The 15,202-nt window shown below is 71.7% G+C and carries 15 protein-coding genes; 9 read left to right on the plus strand and 6 right to left on the minus strand.

What is annotated here, in order from left to right; genetic code table 11:
* Positions 1–118 precede the first annotated feature (118 nt).
* The gene (locus ACIOC1_RS15390; protein ID WP_401854569.1) at positions 119–1,171 is read right to left on the minus strand and encodes an alanine racemase; all 1,053 of its coding nucleotides are present in this window, start codon (positions 1,169–1,171) and stop codon (positions 119–121) included.
* A gap of 118 nt (positions 1,172–1,289) precedes the next feature.
* On the opposite strand from ACIOC1_RS15390, the gene ACIOC1_RS15395 reads away from it, so the two are divergent.
* The 4 genes from ACIOC1_RS15395 to ACIOC1_RS15410 all read left to right on the plus strand — a co-directional run bounded on the left by ACIOC1_RS15395 (position 1,290) and on the right by ACIOC1_RS15410 (position 6,641).
* Entirely contained in the window at positions 1,290–2,681 is a 1,392-nt protein-coding gene (locus ACIOC1_RS15395; protein ID WP_401854572.1) for a serine hydrolase domain-containing protein, read from the plus strand.
* A 160-nt stretch (positions 2,682–2,841) separates the two neighbouring features.
* Positions 2,842–5,160: a transketolase-like TK C-terminal-containing protein gene (locus ACIOC1_RS15400; protein WP_401854573.1), complete on the plus strand. Its 2,319-nt coding sequence runs from the start codon at positions 2,842–2,844 to the stop codon at positions 5,158–5,160.
* A 155-nt stretch (positions 5,161–5,315) separates the two neighbouring features.
* The gene (locus ACIOC1_RS15405) at positions 5,316–5,849 is read left to right on the plus strand and encodes a DUF2231 domain-containing protein (RefSeq protein ID WP_401854574.1); all 534 of its coding nucleotides are present in this window, start codon (positions 5,316–5,318) and stop codon (positions 5,847–5,849) included.
* 225 nt (positions 5,850–6,074) lie between these two features.
* Complete coding sequence (locus ACIOC1_RS15410; protein ID WP_401854575.1) at positions 6,075–6,641, plus strand: hypothetical protein; 567 nt, start codon at positions 6,075–6,077, stop codon at positions 6,639–6,641.
* Positions 6,642–6,666: 25 nt separating this feature from the next.
* On the opposite strand, the gene ACIOC1_RS15415 is transcribed toward ACIOC1_RS15410, so the two are convergent.
* The 3 genes from ACIOC1_RS15415 to ACIOC1_RS15425 form a co-directional block, all read right to left on the minus strand.
* Complete coding sequence (locus ACIOC1_RS15415; protein WP_355335204.1) at positions 6,667–7,344, minus strand: HAD-IA family hydrolase; 678 nt, start codon at positions 7,342–7,344, stop codon at positions 6,667–6,669.
* Between the two features lie 10 nt (positions 7,345–7,354).
* Complete coding sequence (locus ACIOC1_RS15420) at positions 7,355–8,404, minus strand: NAD(P)-dependent oxidoreductase (RefSeq protein WP_391048041.1); 1,050 nt, start codon at positions 8,402–8,404, stop codon at positions 7,355–7,357.
* A gap of 210 nt (positions 8,405–8,614) precedes the next feature.
* On the minus strand, positions 8,615–9,544 hold the full coding sequence (locus ACIOC1_RS15425) for a helix-turn-helix transcriptional regulator (protein ID WP_401854578.1): 930 nt from the start codon (positions 9,542–9,544) through the stop codon (positions 8,615–8,617).
* Between the two features lie 250 nt (positions 9,545–9,794).
* Between ACIOC1_RS15425 and ACIOC1_RS15430 the strand changes: the two genes are divergently transcribed.
* The 5 genes from ACIOC1_RS15430 to ACIOC1_RS15450 all read left to right on the plus strand — a co-directional run bounded on the left by ACIOC1_RS15430 (position 9,795) and on the right by ACIOC1_RS15450 (position 13,859).
* Positions 9,795–10,124, plus strand: coding sequence for a carboxymuconolactone decarboxylase family protein (locus tag ACIOC1_RS15430; protein ID WP_401854580.1), 330 nt, complete (start codon positions 9,795–9,797; stop codon positions 10,122–10,124).
* A gap of 185 nt (positions 10,125–10,309) precedes the next feature.
* Positions 10,310–10,714, plus strand: a complete 405-nt coding sequence (locus tag ACIOC1_RS15435; protein WP_355335212.1) for a cupin domain-containing protein — start codon at positions 10,310–10,312, stop codon at positions 10,712–10,714.
* Positions 10,715–10,922: 208 nt separating this feature from the next.
* Positions 10,923–11,690: a glucose 1-dehydrogenase gene (locus tag ACIOC1_RS15440; RefSeq protein WP_391162780.1), complete on the plus strand. Its 768-nt coding sequence runs from the start codon at positions 10,923–10,925 to the stop codon at positions 11,688–11,690.
* 67 nt (positions 11,691–11,757) lie between these two features.
* Complete coding sequence (locus tag ACIOC1_RS15445; protein ID WP_401854583.1) at positions 11,758–12,849, plus strand: aldo/keto reductase; 1,092 nt, start codon at positions 11,758–11,760, stop codon at positions 12,847–12,849.
* Positions 12,850–12,887: 38 nt separating this feature from the next.
* Positions 12,888–13,859 carry an aldo/keto reductase gene (locus ACIOC1_RS15450; protein ID WP_401854586.1) on the plus strand — a complete coding sequence of 324 codons (972 nt, stop codon included), beginning with the start codon at positions 12,888–12,890 and terminating at the stop codon, positions 13,857–13,859.
* A 79-nt stretch (positions 13,860–13,938) separates the two neighbouring features.
* Here the strand turns inward: ACIOC1_RS15450 and ACIOC1_RS15455 are convergent, their stop codons facing one another.
* Positions 13,939–14,301, minus strand: coding sequence for a hypothetical protein (locus ACIOC1_RS15455; protein ID WP_391048055.1), 363 nt, complete (start codon positions 14,299–14,301; stop codon positions 13,939–13,941).
* Between the two features lie 153 nt (positions 14,302–14,454).
* On the minus strand, positions 14,455–15,111 hold the full coding sequence (locus ACIOC1_RS15460; protein ID WP_401854588.1) for a TetR/AcrR family transcriptional regulator: 657 nt from the start codon (positions 15,109–15,111) through the stop codon (positions 14,455–14,457).
* Between the last annotated feature and the right edge of the window lie 91 nt (positions 15,112–15,202).

The raw sequence follows: 15,202 nt of genomic DNA on the forward strand, positions 1-15,202 counted from the left end.
GTGCCTCGAGCGATCAAACTGTCACTCCCCCGGCGGCCTCGTTTCGTGAATGAGACCGAACCTCGGGCGGGGATTGGTGCGGGTTCACCACACAAGGACCCGCGGCGCGGGAAGTCTGCTAGCTGTTGCGCCCTCGCGCGGCGACGGCCCAGGGGCGCAGGCCGCCTTCCTCGTCGATCCATAGCCGCTCGGCCAGGTTGACGGCCGCGCAGCAGTGGTTGGGCACCACCGCGACCTGGCTCCCCAGCGGGGGCAACGGGGCGCCGCCCATGTCCACGACGGCGTGGTGCTCGGAGACGAGAACGATCCGGGCGTCCGGGTGGTCGAGCAGACGTCCTCCTCCGGTGTTGAAGGCAGCCTTGTCGGCGGCGAGCACCTTGCTGCCGGAGTCCAGGACCGCACGGCCTCCGGCGTGGCTGACGACCGTCGCACGACAGGTCAGCGCGACGTCATCGGGATGCGTCGTCCCCAGCTCCCACTGCTGCGCGTCCCCGAAGACGTAGACCCCGGGGCGCACCTCGGTGACCGCCTCGGGCCGGGTGTCGGCCAGGCTCGGCGTCGATCCGCCGCTGACCACCGCGACCTCGATCCCGGCGTCCTCCACGGCCGCGCGCGCGACCGAGAGCGCTCGTGCCTCGTCTGCGGCGGCCGTCGCCCCGGCGTTCGTGGCGTAGCTGTGTCCCGGAAACGTGAAGACCCCCGCGACCTTCGCGCCAGAGAGCGCGGCGGCGGTCGCGACCAGGCCCGCGTCCGAGGGGCGGCAACCACTGCGGTGGTGACCGCAGTCCACTTCGATGACCACCTCCACGCCGAGGCGGCCGACCAGGTGACCCGCCCGGGCGGCGCCCTCGGCCGAGTCCACGCCGATCGCGATGCGGGCCCTGTCCGCCAGAGCGCCGAGCCGGCCGGCCGCCTGGCCGTCGATGTGCAGGGGGTAGGCGATGAAGAAGTCGGTCACGCCGCTGTCCGCGAAGACTTCCGCCTCACCGATCGTCGCCACCGTCAGTCCGACGGCGCCGGCCGCGATCTGGCGCCGGGCGATCCGGGGCGACTTGTGGGACTTGGCGTGCGGGCGGAGCGCGAGGTCGTTCGTCGCGGCCCACTGTGCGACTCGCCGGATGTTCCGGTCGAGCCGATCCAGGTCGACGTGCAGGTAGGGGGTGTTGGGCATGGCCGAAATCCTCCTCGCCGCTCCGACGGCGTGATTGGTGAGTGGCTCCGAAGACAAGCGGCGCTCTTCGTACGGCCGGACAACGAATCCAGGGCAGCGGCCCGGCACACTGTCCGATATGACGACACCAAGGGTGGACCGACGGGAGTTCCAACAGCGCCTGGACGATCTCGCGAATCGGTACGGCGTCCCGGGGGCGGCGGCCGGCGTGCTGGTCGACGGGAGGACCACGGTCGTCGCCACCGGGATCGCGAAGCTGGGTACGACCGTTCCGGTGACGACGGACTCGGTGTTCCTGCTCGCCTCCATCACCAAGGTGTGGACCGCGACGCTCGTCCTCCAGCTCGTGGACGAGGGGCTGGTCGACCTGTCCTCGCCGGTGAATCACTACCTGACGCCGCCGCTGCGGCTGGAGGACGAGGAGGTGGCGCGCACCGTCACCGTCGGACAGCTGCTCTCGCACTGCGGCGGGTTCTTCGGCGATGCCGCCGAGCCGGACGTCCGGAGCGACGACGCCGTCGAGAAGATCGTTGAAAGCTACAGCGGCCTGGCTCAGCTGCACCGGCCGGGAGCGGTGTTCTCCTACTCCAACTCCGGGTACAACGTGCTGGGCCGGCTCATCGAGTGCGTGACCGGATCGACCTGGGACGAGGCGTTGCGGACGCGTCTCATCGAACCGTTGGGGCTCGGCAGCACCTCGACGCTTCCCGAGGAGACCATGACGAGACCGCTCGTGGTCGGTCACGTACCGGCGGCGCCGGGGTCGTACGATCTCACGCCGGTCTCGACCTGGCTCGACCCCAGGACGTCGGGGCCGTGCGGGGGGACGCTGGCGGCAACCCCGGCCGACCTCCTGGCGTTCGCCCGGCACCACCTCGAGGACGGTCTGGCGCCTTCGGGCGCGCGACTCATGAGTACGCGGACCGCGCGGACCATGCGGGAGCCCCACATCGCCCAGCCGGATCCGAGCCGGGGTCCCGCGTGGGGCTGGGGATGGTCGATCGAGCGTCTCGAGCCGCGGATCGTCGGCCACATCGGGAGCACCTGCGGTCAGCAGTCCCGGCTGGTTCTGGCGCCCGACCACGGCGTCGCCGTCTGCGTCATGGCGAGCGGTGACATCCAGGGCATGGGTGACGAGCTGGTGTCCGAGCTCTTGCGGGAGCTGGTCGGCGTCGGCCTGCCGACCACGCCGGGCCCGGTCGAGGCGGACATCGACGTCACGCCGTACGTCGGGCGGTTCCGGATGAGCGACGAGGCGACGATCGACGTACGGGCGGAGGCATCGGGTCTCATCGCGTCCTTCACGACGAGCGGCCGGTGGGCAGACTTCCACGGGGACTTCTCGACGCCGATGACCTACGCGGGCGGAACGACGTTCCTCATGTCGATGCCGCCCGTGACCGAGCCGGTGGCGGCCACCTTCCTCTGGGCGGACGGGCCCGGCGGACCCGCGACCCACCTCGCGTCGCAGATGCGGGTCGCTCCCCGGTCGGAAGCCTCTCCGCGGTGACCGCCCCGGTCGGAGTCCTCTGCGCCGTGACGGCCGGCAGTACGTGGGCCGCACCGCGGCCGGGCGGTCCGGCGCGCCCCGGACGTCGTCGTCCGTGTCATCCCACCCCGTCGCGGCGCGTACACCGCGCGCGTCCACCGCATGTCTGCGAGGCAATCCGATGACCGTGACCTCCTCTTCCGTGGCATCGACGGCTCCCGCGGAGGAGGTGCTGCGAGAGATCGCCCGCAAGGTGCTCTGGATCGCCACGTCGATCGTCGACGCGGCGAACCGCGGCCGTCCCAACGCCAGTGGCGTCAAGGTCGGGGGCCATCAATCGTCCAGCGCCTCGATGGTCGACATCATGGTCTCGCTCTGGTTCGCCGAGCTGACCCGGAACGACCGGGTGTCGGTCAAACCGCACGCGTCCCCCGTACTCCACGCGATCAATTACCTCATCGGCGACCTTGACGCCAAGTACCTCACGACACTTCGCTCCAAAGGCGGGTTGCAGTCCTACCCCAGTCGGCTCAAGGATCCCGACACCGTGGATTTCTCCACCGGCTCGGTCGGCATCGGGGCGACTGCCGCGCTCTGGGCGGCCATGTCCCACCGCTATCTGACCTCGCACTTCGACTCCACGCCCGAGGCAGGCCGCTTCATCAGCCTTCTCGGGGACGCCGAGCTCGACGAGGGCGCGGTCTGGGAGGCCGTCGCGGACCCCTCCACGGCGAAGATGGGCGAATTGCTGTGGGTCGTCGACCTGAACCGCCAGTCGCTCGACCGCATCGTGCCCGACGTCCAGATCCACCGCCTCATGGGCATGTTCGAGGCAGCCGGGTGGCAGGTGATCACGCTCAAGTGGGGGCGGAAGGTCAGCGCGCTCTTCGACCGTCCCGGAGGGGACGACCTGCGTACGCGGCTGGAGACGATGCCCAACGAGGAGTACCAGCGCCTCCTGCGTGTCGACGCCGAGCAGGTCGCCGACCGGATTGTCGGCGACGACGGGTCCGAAGCGCTGCGCGAGCTGCTGCGGTCGGTACCCTCCGACCATCTCGCGGTGGCCCTGCGGGACCTGGGCGGGCACGACATCGGCCTGTTGCTCGACACCTTCGCCCACGTGGATCCGGATCGGCCGACGGTCGTCTTCGCCTACACGGTGAAGGGGCGCGGCCTGCCTACGGAAGGGCATCCGAACAACCACTCGGTCTTGCTCACCGACCTCCAGATGGTGGCGCTCGCCGAGTCGGTCGGCGCGAACCCGGCCGACCCGTGGCGACGGTTCCAGGACGGGTCCTTCGCGGCGACGCTGTGCGCGGAGCGCGGGCACGCCCTGCGGCGGCGCGCCGCTGTCACGAATCCTCGGCCCGATGCCGTTCCCGCCGCCTTGTCCCGGAAGCACCGCGCTCCGATCTCGACCCAGGCGGCTCTGGGTCGTTTTCTCACCGATCTGACCCGCGAGGCACCGGAAGTGGCGCGCCGCGTGGTGACCTGTAGTCCGGACGTCGCGTCCTCGACCAACCTCGGCGGCTGGATCAACAAGACGGGGGTCTGGTCGGTCGCGGACCGACCGGACTGGTTCGCCGATGACCCCGAACGGGTTCTCAAATGGTCCGAGGGCGCCGGTGGTCAGCACATCGAGCTCGGTATCGCCGAGGTCAACCTGGTGAGCCTGCTCAGCGAGCTCGGTTCGACCTGGTCGCGGTGGGCCGAGCGGCTGGTCCCGATCGCCACCATCTACGACCCGTTTCTCTCACGAGCCCTGGAACCCTGGTCCTACGGCATCTACGCCGGTGGTCAGTCGATCATCGTCGGCACGCCGTCGGGCGTCACCCTCGCTCCCGAGGGAGGAGCGCACCAGTCGATCACGACTCCGTCGATCGGCTTGCAGCAGCCGGGCTGCGTCGCGTGGGAGCCGGCGTTCGCCCAGGACCTCGAGTGGTGCTTCCTGGACGCGATCGACCACGTGGGTGTCCCCGGCGGGACGTCGGCGTACTTCCGGCTCTCGACCCGCCCGATGGACCAAGCGCTTGCCCGCTTGCCCGAGGACCCTCTCCTGCTGGAGCGCCGCCGACGCCATGCCGTTGCCGGCGGCTACCGCCTGACCGATCATCCCCTCGCGGACGAGCGGGTCACCCTGGTCGGGGTGGGAGCGATCATGCCTGAGGTCGTGGCGGCGGCCGATGCCCTGACCGGGCTCGGTGTGACCGCCGGAATCGTGTGCCTGACGAGCCCGGACCTCATCTTCCGGTCCGCGCAAGGCAAGGGGAGCGATATCGCCTCGGCTCTGTTTCCCTCGGAGAGCCCTGCCCCCTTGCTCACCGTCATGGACGGCCACCCCCACACGCTTGCCTTCCTGGCGGGGCTGCGCGGTGACCGGACCAAAAACCTCGGCGTCACCGAGTTCGGCCAGTCGTCCGCACTCCAAGACGCCTACAGGATTCACGGGATCGACACAGCGACGATCGTCGATGTCGCGCTCAGCCTGACCGGCCGCTGAGCCGGGGACTCCGCTGGGCGGACGGCTGCCAGCGGGCCGTATCTCAGAAGGACTTGAGAAGTTGGCGTGGAAGGCTGCGATCTCCTTCCGAGCAGCGGCGGCCGGGTTGCCCGGTGGGCCCGCTGCGCACGTCCTCGTCTGTGGAGAAGCCCCCCATGAGTCTTACGCATATCAACGGCCTTCCGGCGCACGTCCTGTTCGTGCACTTCGTGGTGGTGCTGGTGCCGCTGACGGCCCTGGCCGCGGTGGTCTGCGCGGTCCAGCCCCGGTATGCCCGCCGCATGGGGCTGTCGCTTCCGCTGCTGGGGCTGGTGACCCTGGCGCTGGTGCCGGTCACGACGCATGCCGGGGAGTGGCTCAAGGCCCGTGTGGGCGACGATCCTCTGGTGCGTAAGCACGCGGAACTGGGCGACGGTCTGCTGCCGTGGGCGATAGGGCTGTTCCTCGTGACGCTCGGGGTCTGGTGGCTGGGGCGCCGGACCGCACGGTCCGGGGACCCGGCCACCGAGAGCCTTCCGTCCGCCGGCGCGCGGCGGAGCCTGCCGACGGCTCTGCGCGCGACCGCCACCGTACTCGCGGTGGTCGTGTCCGCCGGCGCGGTCGTCGACGTGTACCGCATCGGTGATTCCGGCGCGAAGGCGTCCTGGAACGACAACTACGACAAGCACCCGTCGGGACACAACGGCTGACGGGCACTCCGCACCCCGGCGCCGAAGGACTCCGATCGGCTTCCACGGACCTGCCTGTGAGGTCAACGGGACGCCGTCGCGGCCCTTCGGTCACCCGCGCGGGTGAGGTTCGGCGTGGGGCGGTTCGACCGGGCAAGGGGGCGGTGCGCCGGTGCGTAACTTGGTGCCGCGGCCCGCCGTCGGCGCGTCGGTGTCACCACATCCCCCCAGGTCAAGGGGTCTGTCATGAAGCGCGTCATCTCCCTCGTCGTTGGCATGGCCGCCGTTGCGGCCACTGCCTCAGGATGCGGCAGCTCCAGTTCCACCACGTCCCTCACCCCCCATTCCAGCGCAGGCGCCACCACCGCGAGCGCCAGTGCCTCCGCGTCGACCGGCGGCGCCGCCATGGTGAAGACAGCGAACTCGCCGCTCGGTCAGATCCTGGTCGACGGCTCCGGCAGGACCCTGTACCTGTTCAAGGCCGACACCGGGAAGACGTCGACCTGCAACGGATCCTGCACGCGGGCCTGGCCCCCGCAGACCACGACCGGAAAGCCCCACAACAGCGGCGTGACCGCCTCAATGGTCGGAACGAGCACCCGGTCGGACCACTCGACCCAAGTGACCTACAACGGCCACCCGCTGTACTACTTCGCCAAGGACACCAAGCCCGGAGAGACCAACGGCCAGGGCCTCAACGAATTCGGCGCGCTGTGGTACGTGGTCAGCCCCAGCGGCAACGCGGTCACCACCGCGGCCTCCACGTCGGCCTCGCCGTCGACCGGCTCCGCCAGCGGCGGAGGCGGGTACTGAGGCGCGGTCCCGTCCATCACTGCGCTCACCGGCGCAGCAGGTCCGCGGCGGCGAGACTGAGTACGCCGTCGTGCCAGGCGAGGCCGCGCAGGTCGCGGACGACGACGGGGGCGTGGGTGGCCAGTGCGCGCCGCCCGACCCCGACGACGACCGCGCCTGCCGCGGCTCCGGCCGCCGCCCCCGCGGCGCTGTCCTCGAAGACGACCGTCCGGGCCGGGGCGAAGCCCAGTCTCCGGGCCGCGGCGCGGTAGCCGTCAGGGGCTGGTTTGCCGTGGCTGACGTCGTCCGCGGTGATGAGCACGGGCGGAGTGGGCAGTCCCGCCGCCGCGAGGCGGGCCCGTGCCAGGAGGGTGACTCCGGAGGTGACCACCGCCCACCGCTCGCGCGGCAGGCTCGTGAGGAGGCCGAGGGCACCGGGGAGCGCTGTGGTGGTGGCCGCGGCCTCGACCTCCATACGGTCGATCGCGGCGAGTGCCGCCGGCCGTTCGTCCGGGTCGGTCACCAGGAGGGCGACGGTGTCGGCCGACCGGCGGCCGTGCACCATGGCGGTCACCTGTTCCGGCGGCAGGCCGCGGTCACGGGCCCATTGGCTCCATGCCCGGTCGACGCCGTGATCGGAGTCGACCAGGACCCCGTCGTTGTCGAAGAGCAGGCCGTCGCAGGGGATGTCGAGCGCGGAGGCCGGGTGGGGCTGTGCGGTCATGGACGGTCCCTCAGGTCACGGGGCGGTTGCGGTAGCGGCCGACCAGTTCACGGGCGGCGGTCTGCATCCGGGCGGGCGGAAGTCCCTGGGCGATGAGGGTGAGGTCGTCGAGAACCATGTCGCCGATGGTCTCGAAGGCCGCCGGGATGCCGCCCGCGCGGTGTGCGGACAGGACGAGACCGTCGAGGGAGCGGGCCGGGTCGTCGGGGGCGACCGGTTCGTCCGGCCAGACGTCGATGCCGGCCATGAGGCGCCCGCGCGCGACGTGGGAGAGGAGCGCCGGGTAGTCGACGACCGGGGCGCGGCTGACCAGGACGAGCCGGGCGCCGTCCGGGAGCAGGTGGAGCTCGCGCTCGCCGATGAGGTGGCGGCTTTCGTCGGTGACGGTGGCCAGCACGAACACGAAGCGGCTGCGGGACAAGGTCTCGTCCAACGAGGCGGGCAGTACACCGTGTTCGCGTAGGACGCCGGGCGGCAGCCAGGGATCGTACACACGGATGGTGGGCCGGAAGGGGGCGAGGAGGCGGTTGAGGCCGCGGCCGAGGTTGCCGAAACCGACCAGGCCCACGTCGGAGCCTTGCAGCAGTACGGCGTCGGCGTTGCCGTCGGAGACGTACCGCTCCTGTCCCGCGCGGAAGGCGCGGTCCTCCCGGCTGATGCCCCGGGCGAGGTCGAGCGCGAGGGCGAGCGCGTACTCGGCGACGGCCGGGGCGTAGGCGGGGCCGCAGCCCAGGACGTGGATGCCGCGCTCGAAGCAGGTCGCGTAGTCGACGTTGGGGAAGAAGTTGCCTTCGACATTGAGCAGAGCCCGCAACCTGCCCGCGCGGGAGAGCCGTTGGGCCGGAAGGTCGGGCTGTCCGACGATCGCGAAGGCGTCGGGCAGGACCTCCTCCAGCGCTTCCTCGGAGGGCTCCTTCTCCAGGTCCACCACGGTGAAGCGGTCGCGGAGCGACCCCAGGGCGGCGGGGGTGAAGATGCGGTCCGTGCGCTGCGGGGCGGGGCGCAGGACCACAACTGGCCTGGCGGGTGCGGGGGTTGGGTCCGGGGCGGGCGTGCTCATAGGGCTCCTCGCGTACGTACGTCGGAACTTCGGACGACCAGGTCACGGCCCGCCGCCCTTGGCTTGGCGCCAGTGGCCAGGAGGCCGACCAGCGGCGGCGGCCTTGTGGGCACGGCCACGCCCGCCAGCCTGCCATCGCGGACGTCATCATGCGTTCATGAGCGGGGGCGCCGGGCCGGGTCGTCGGCCGGTGTCAGGTGGCGCCGGGGCTCACTGGTGCAGGTGGCCGCCATGCTCCGCGCCGCCGGGGGAATGGTGCTCGGCGCCGACGGAGGGCCGAGGGTCGGGTCCGGTGGGTTCGAGGGTGGCGAACCAGGTGGCGAGCAGTTTCAGCGCGTCGTGGGCGGGGCTGCCCGGCTCGGCGCTGAGCGCGGTGAGGGTGAGGCCGGGGTCCGTGGGGACGGGCAGGGCCTCGAAGGCGAGGTCGAGGTCGCCGACGACGGGGTGGTGGAAGCGTTTGACGCCGGTGTGGTGCAGGCGGACGTTGTGCGCGGCCCACAGCGTACGGAATGCCTCGCTGCGGGTGGACAACTCGCCGATCAGGTCGCTCAGTTCGCGGTTGTAGGGGTCCCTTCCCGCTTCGGTGCGGAGCAGGGCCGCGGCGGAGACGCGCTGCGTGTCGAGTTCGGTCATGTACTGGTCGGCGCCCGGATTGAGGAACTGGTAGCGGGCCATGTTGACCGGGCGGGCGGGGTCCTGGAACAGGGGCCAGTACAGGGCTTTGCCGAGGCGGTTGGTGGCGAGCATGTCGAGGCGGCCGTTGCGGATGAACGCGGGTGCGTCGGTCATCGCGTCCAGCAGTTGCCGCAGACCGGGCCGGACGGGCTGTGCGGTCCGGCGGCGTGCGGGGCGCCGGGTGGAGCTGGCGGTACGGGCCAGATCCATGAGGTGGGCACGCTCGGACTCGTCCAGTTGGAGGGCGCGGGCGAGGGCGTCCAGGACGGCTTCCGAGGTGCCGGAGAGGTTGCCGCGTTCCATGCGGGCGTAGTACTCGGCGCTGACCCCGGCGAGCAACGCGACCTCCTCGCGGCGCAGCCCGGTGACCCGGCGGTGGCCTGCGGCGGGCAGACCGGCCTGCTGGGGGGTGATCCTGGCGCGGCGGCTGGTGAGGAACTCGCGGACCTCGCTGCGGTTGTCCATGCCTTCGAGGCTACGACGATCCCGAGCGGTGAGGGGTGTACTGCCAGTACACGTATCAACGGATCCTTCCGCACGCCTGCGACCTGCCGTTTCATCGTTGGCAGGCCGGTTGACGGGCGTCCGCCGCTCCGCTGGCACCCCCGGTGAGGGCAGGGCGGAATGGAAGCGGACAGACGCCCGCGCCGTCGTTCGAGAGGGCACCCGCGCCGTCGCATGAGAAGGCGCCGGGCCCCCGTGGAAGGAGACCGTGATGCCGGAGGACCAGCAGCCCGGAGGACCGCGTCAGCAGTTCGGGGACATCGCCCCGGCACTGGCCGGATACACCGAGGACGTGCTGTTCGGGCAGGTGTGGGAAGACCCGGACCTGTCCTCGCGCGACCGCAGCCTGGTGACCGTGGCCAGTCTGATCAGCAGCGGCAGCACCGAGCAGCTCGCGTTCCACCTCGGCAGGGCGAGGGAGAACGGGCTGAGCGACAAGGAGCTGATCGCGACGGTCACGCACCTGGCGTTCTACGCCGGATGGCCCAAGGCCATGTCCGCGCTCACGGTCGCCCGGCAGGTATTCGCCGACGGTGCCTGACGCGGGGCCGCCAGGCACACGCGACACCGCGTGACCCGCCGCCCGGCAGGCACTCGCCGACACCGCCTGACGCAGGGCCCGGCAGGCACTCGCCGACACCGCCCGGCCCGGCTTCGCTCCGCGCGCGGCCGTCACCCGCCGCGCGTGAGTCGGCCGCCGCTTTACGGACACAAGGAGAGACGACCATGGAGATCATCCAGCCTCCCGCGACGGCGAAGCTGCCGCCGGAGATGTTCACCGGAGACGCGTGGGCGGACGTGATCCACCGCGGCGAGGACCCGTCCCGCGTGCGGATGAACATGGTGCGCTTCGCGCCCGGCGCCCGTACCGCCTGGCACTCGCACGGCCTGGGCCAGACCCTCTGGATCGTGGAGGGCATCGCCCTGGTCCAGTCCCGCGGCGGCGACATCGTCGAGGCCCGCCCCGGGGACGTCATCGTCACCCCCGCCGGCGAGGAGCACTGGCACGGCGCCGCGCCGGACCGCTTCATGGCGCACATCGCGCTGTGGGAGGGCGACGACGTCGACTGGCTGGAGCACGTCGGCGACGCCGAGTACACCGGCCCCCGGCGCCCCGCCCGCACCTCCTGACCAACGGCCCGCACGGTCACCGCGTACGTCCGCGTGCCCCTCGCCGACGGCGCCCCCCGTACCCGGCCCGGTCGCCGAGGCGCGTCCACGGCCCGCCGCCCTGCCCCCGGACCGCCCTGCGCCGGACGGCCCTGCTCCGCACACCGCCCTCCTCCCCCGCGCCATACGGGCCGCGAATGACACCGGCCCGGAGATTGGAAACCCTCCCGTGAACCCCCGGTACAGCTTCGAGGGGCAGGTCGCCCTGGTCACCGGCGCCGCCTCCGGCATGGGCCTGGCCACCGCCCGCGCCTTCGCCCGGTCGGGCGCCGCGGTCGTCCTGGCCGACGTCGACAAGGACGCCGTGGACAAGGCGGCCAAGGAACTCACCGACGCCGGTCACCAAGCCCTCGGCGTGGTCTGCGACGTCACCGACGAGGCCCAGGCCGCCGCCGCTGTCGACCGCGCGGTGGACGCCTACGGCCGCCTGGACATGGCCTTCAACAACGCCGGCATCCAGGCCCCTCCCACGGACGCCGCCGACGAGAGCGCCGAGAACTTCGACCGCGTCAACGCCGTCAATCTGCGCGGCGTCTGGGCCGCCCAGAAGCACGAACTGCGCCACATGCGCACCCAGGGCTCCGGCGCGATCGTCAACTGCTCCTCGCTCGGCGGCCTGGTGGGCCTGCCCGAGCGCGCCGCGTACCACGCCTCCAAGCACGGCGTCATCGGCCTCACCAAGAGCGCCGCCGTCGAATACGCGCCCCGCGGCATCCGTATCAACGCCGTCTGCCCCGGCACCATCGATACCCCGATGGTCTCCGGCATGCTCGAAAGCCAGGCGGACGCCATGGCCGAGATCCTCAAGCAGCAGCCCATCGGACGGCTCGGCCGCGCCGAGGAGATCGCGCAAGCCGTTCTGTGGCTGTGCAGCCCCGGCGCCAGCTTCGTCATCGGTGCCGCTCTGCCCGTCGACGGCGGCTTCACCACCCACTGACAACCGCCGTCCGACGCGGCGGCGCCGCGCAGCCGCCCGCCCCCGCGCCACGTAAGGAGCCCACGTCATGGAGTACCGCCGTCTCGGCACCAGCGGAACGCTGGTGTCCAACCTGTCCCTCGGCACGATGAACTTCGGCACCCCGCAGACGCCGGAGGACGAGGCGTTCGCGCAGATGGACGCCTTCCTCGACGCCGGGGGCAATCTGCTCGACACCGCCGACGTCTACAACGGCGGAGTGTCCGAGGAGACCGTCGGCCGGTGGCTCGCCGCCCGCCCGGACGAGGTCACCGACCGCGTCGTCCTCGCCACCAAGGGCCGCACGCGCACCGGCACCGACCCCAACGAGGCCGGAACCTCGCGCCGCCACCTGGACCGGGCGCTCACCACGTCCCTGCGCAGGCTGGGAGTCGACACCGTCGACCTCTACCAGCTCCACGCCTGGGACCCCCTGACACCGGTCGAGGAGACGCTGGCCTTCCTCGACTCCGCCGTCCGCGCGGGGAAGATCCGCTACGTCGGCCTGTCCAACTTCACCGGATGGCAGCTCCAGCTCGCGGTCTCCACCGCGCGGGCGCACGGCCTCCCGGTGCCGGTGACCCTCCAGGCCCAGTACAACCTCGCCACCCGCCAGACCGAGTGGGAGATGACCGCCGCCGCCCGGTACAACGGACTCGGCATCCTCGCCTGGTCCCCTCTCGCGAGCGGCTTCCTCACCGGAAAGTACGAGCGCGGCGCGCGGCGGGCCGCCGACACCAGGGCCGGTCAGGACCACGCCCTCTACCAGTACACCTCCTCCAACTATGAGCACTCCGACCGCACATGGGACGCCGTGGACGCGCTGCGCGAGGTCGCCCGGGACAACGGCGTCACGCCCGCCCAGGCCGCCCTGAGCTGGGTCGTCAACCGCCCCGGCGTCACCTCCGCCATCGTCGGCGCCCGCACCGTGCGGCAGCTCACCGGCAACCTCGCCGCCGCGGACCTGCGCCTGGACCCGGACTCCGTCACCGCGCTGGACACCGCGAGCGACCCGGACCCGGCCCCGTACCCCTACGGCCCTTTCGGCTCCGCCCAGCGCGACCGCACCGCCAACGACCCCGAAGCCCTCGGCGCCCTCATCGACCAGCACGCCGAATCCGGCGGCGCCGGGCAGCACTGATCCGTCCACGGACGTCCAGCACGAAAGGGAGCCTCACCATGGAGTACGTCCGCCTCGGCGCCACCGGCCTGAAGGTCAGCCGCCTCGCGCTGGGCTGCATGAGCTACGGCGACCCGGCCGTGCCCGGCGCCCACCCGTGGGCCCTGACCGAGGACAAGGCGGGACCGTTCTTCCGGCAGGCCGTCGACCTGGGCATCACCTTCTGGGACACCGCCAACGTCTACCAGGCGGGCACGTCCGAGGAGATCACCGGCCGCGCGATCCGCGAGTACGCGCGGCGCGAGGACATCGTGCTCGCCACCAAGGTCCGCGGCAGGATGCACGACGGTCCCGGCGGCGAGGGCCTGTCCCGCAAGGCCGTCCTCGAACGGGTCGACGCCTCCCTGACCCGGCTGGGCACCGACTACATCGACCTGTACCAGATCCACCGCTTCGACGATTACACCCCGGTCGAGGAGACGATGGAGGCGCTGCACGACATCGTGAAGGCCGGGAAGGTCCGCTACCTCGGCGCGTCGTCGATGTACGCCTGGCAGTTCGCCAAGCTCCAGCACGCCGCCGACCTCGGCGGATGGACCCGTTTTGCGTCCATGCAGAACCAGTACAACCTGCTGCGGCGCCAGGACGAACCCGAACTCATGGCCATGTGCGGCGACATGGGCGTGGGGCTCGTTCCCTACTCCCCGAACGGCAAGGGCCGCCTCGCCCGCCCCGCGGGGGAACAGAGCGCCCGTTCCCGTACCGACCACGTCGTGCGGGCCTTCGACAGCCCCCACGACGGACCCGTCATCGACGCCGTCCAGCAGGTCGCCGCATCCCGCGGCGTGCCCATGGCCCACGTCGCACTCGCCTGGGTCCTCCGCAACCCGCTCGTCTCCGCGCCCATCGTCGGCGCGACGCAACCCCACCACCTTCAACAGGCCGTGGACGCGCTCGACTTGAGCCTGTCGGACGAGGAAGCCGCCGCGCTGGAGGCCCCCTACGTCAACGCCGGACCTTCCTGGTTCTGATCACGGATCCGCGTGACGGGCGTGCGGTTCCGCCGCGTCGGACCCTTCCGCGCCCGCGCGCACCGGACATGACGCTGCGTCAGCCGGCGGCGTAGGCGCAGCCGCCCGCGGTGATCGTGGTGCCGGACACCGCTGCCAGCGAGCAGGTCGCGATGACGTTGGAGGCGTTGAAGGGCACCCAGCGCCCGGAAATGAGCACCTCCTCCACGAATTTGGCCAGGTGGAAGACGTACGTGGGACCGGAGTCCGCCCAGCCGGGGCAGGCTGTGGTCGTGGTCGTCAGCGGCGAGGTGATGTTGTTGGGGTTGCCCGCGGCCCTCACCGAACCGCCCGAACAGTTGACGGCGGTCGCGGCATCCGCCGACGGCACGGCGGCCAGGGCGAGGACGGCGGCGGATCCCACGGCCACCGCGAGGGCGGTGGCACGCTGCATGTGCTTCATGGCTTCCCCCTGCTGCGGCCGAACGCGCGTCGGCCGTCACCGACATTGTGGGAAGGCCCACCCGCCCGGTTCCAGACGCCCCCGATGGCAACTTCCTGCGCGCGTCGGCCGGAAGGCCGGACGGAAGGGTCCCCGCCGCCGGTCCCGCGCGGTTCATGGCGTGGCGGCGGGGGGCGGGTGAGGTGGCGCGGTCGGGGCTCGGCGGGTGGAGAAGGCACCTGCGGCGGCGGCCAGGGCTGCGGTGTGCGCGGCGCGTTCGGGGAGTCGGGGGTCCGGGTCGGCGCGCAGGAGTACCAGCTCGTGGTAGACGGGCGCCGTGGCGGCGATCAGCAGGCTCCGCGCGTCCGTGTGCGGGGCGGGGAGTTCGCCGCGCTCGACGGCGCGCTCGACGAGGATCTCGCACTGGGCGTACCGGTCGGCCCACAGTTGCCGCTGGGCCAGCGCGGCCTGTTCGGAGTGGAACGAGGCGGCCATCAGGGCGACGGCGAACGACGGCTGTACGACCAGGGACTCCTGGATCTCCTGGTTGAGGGCAGTCAGATCGCCGAGCAGCGAGCCGGTGTCCGGCGGCCGCCAGTCGATCTCGCCGGCGGCGCCGATGACGTCGACGAGCAGGCCGCCGACATCGCGCCACCGCCGGTAGACCGTGGCGCGGTGCACTCCGGCCCGCGTCGCGACGCCCTCGATCGTGAGTCCTTCGTGGCCGCTCTCGGCCAGTTCGGCTCGCACCGCGTCGAGAACCTGGGCGCGGACGCGGGCGGTGCGACCGCCGGGACGGCGGTCCGATGTCGTGGTCAGCGGGTCTGTCATCGGCAGTCATTATCCGGTTGATCCAGGCGGCAGGGCCGTGCCAGCATCTTAACGCGACACTCGTCGCTCTAACCGCCGGAGAGGAACCGCC

It is taken from the genome of Streptomyces sp. NPDC088197, assembly GCF_044741185.1.
Classification (GTDB): domain Bacteria; phylum Actinomycetota; class Actinomycetes; order Streptomycetales; family Streptomycetaceae; genus Actinacidiphila.

Bases quoted from the DNA above. Each gene is read 5' to 3' on its own strand.
- ACIOC1_RS15390 (WP_401854569.1), bottom strand. From the start codon at position 1,171: ATGCCCAACACCCCCTACCTGCACGTCGACCTGGATCGGCTCGACCGG.
- ACIOC1_RS15395 (WP_401854572.1), top strand. From the start codon at position 1,290: ATGACGACACCAAGGGTGGACCGACGGGAGTTCCAACAGCGCCTGGAC.
- ACIOC1_RS15430 (WP_401854580.1), top strand. From the start codon at position 9,795: ATGCCGGAGGACCAGCAGCCCGGAGGACCGCGTCAGCAGTTCGGGGAC.
- ACIOC1_RS15460 (WP_401854588.1), bottom strand. From the start codon at position 15,111: ATGACAGACCCGCTGACCACGACATCGGACCGCCGTCCCGGCGGTCGC.
- ACIOC1_RS15445 (WP_401854583.1), top strand. From the start codon at position 11,758: ATGGAGTACCGCCGTCTCGGCACCAGCGGAACGCTGGTGTCCAACCTG.
- ACIOC1_RS15420 (WP_391048041.1), bottom strand. From the start codon at position 8,404: ATGAGCACGCCCGCCCCGGACCCAACCCCCGCACCCGCCAGGCCAGTT.
- ACIOC1_RS15450 (WP_401854586.1), top strand. From the start codon at position 12,888: ATGGAGTACGTCCGCCTCGGCGCCACCGGCCTGAAGGTCAGCCGCCTC.
- ACIOC1_RS15410 (WP_401854575.1), top strand. From the start codon at position 6,075: ATGAAGCGCGTCATCTCCCTCGTCGTTGGCATGGCCGCCGTTGCGGCC.
- ACIOC1_RS15415 (WP_355335204.1), bottom strand. From the start codon at position 7,344: ATGACCGCACAGCCCCACCCGGCCTCCGCGCTCGACATCCCCTGCGAC.
- ACIOC1_RS15400 (WP_401854573.1), top strand. From the start codon at position 2,842: ATGACCGTGACCTCCTCTTCCGTGGCATCGACGGCTCCCGCGGAGGAG.
- ACIOC1_RS15435 (WP_355335212.1), top strand. From the start codon at position 10,310: ATGGAGATCATCCAGCCTCCCGCGACGGCGAAGCTGCCGCCGGAGATG.
- ACIOC1_RS15455 (WP_391048055.1), bottom strand. From the start codon at position 14,301: ATGAAGCACATGCAGCGTGCCACCGCCCTCGCGGTGGCCGTGGGATCC.
- ACIOC1_RS15405 (WP_401854574.1), top strand. From the start codon at position 5,316: ATGAGTCTTACGCATATCAACGGCCTTCCGGCGCACGTCCTGTTCGTG.
- ACIOC1_RS15425 (WP_401854578.1), bottom strand. From the start codon at position 9,544: ATGGACAACCGCAGCGAGGTCCGCGAGTTCCTCACCAGCCGCCGCGCC.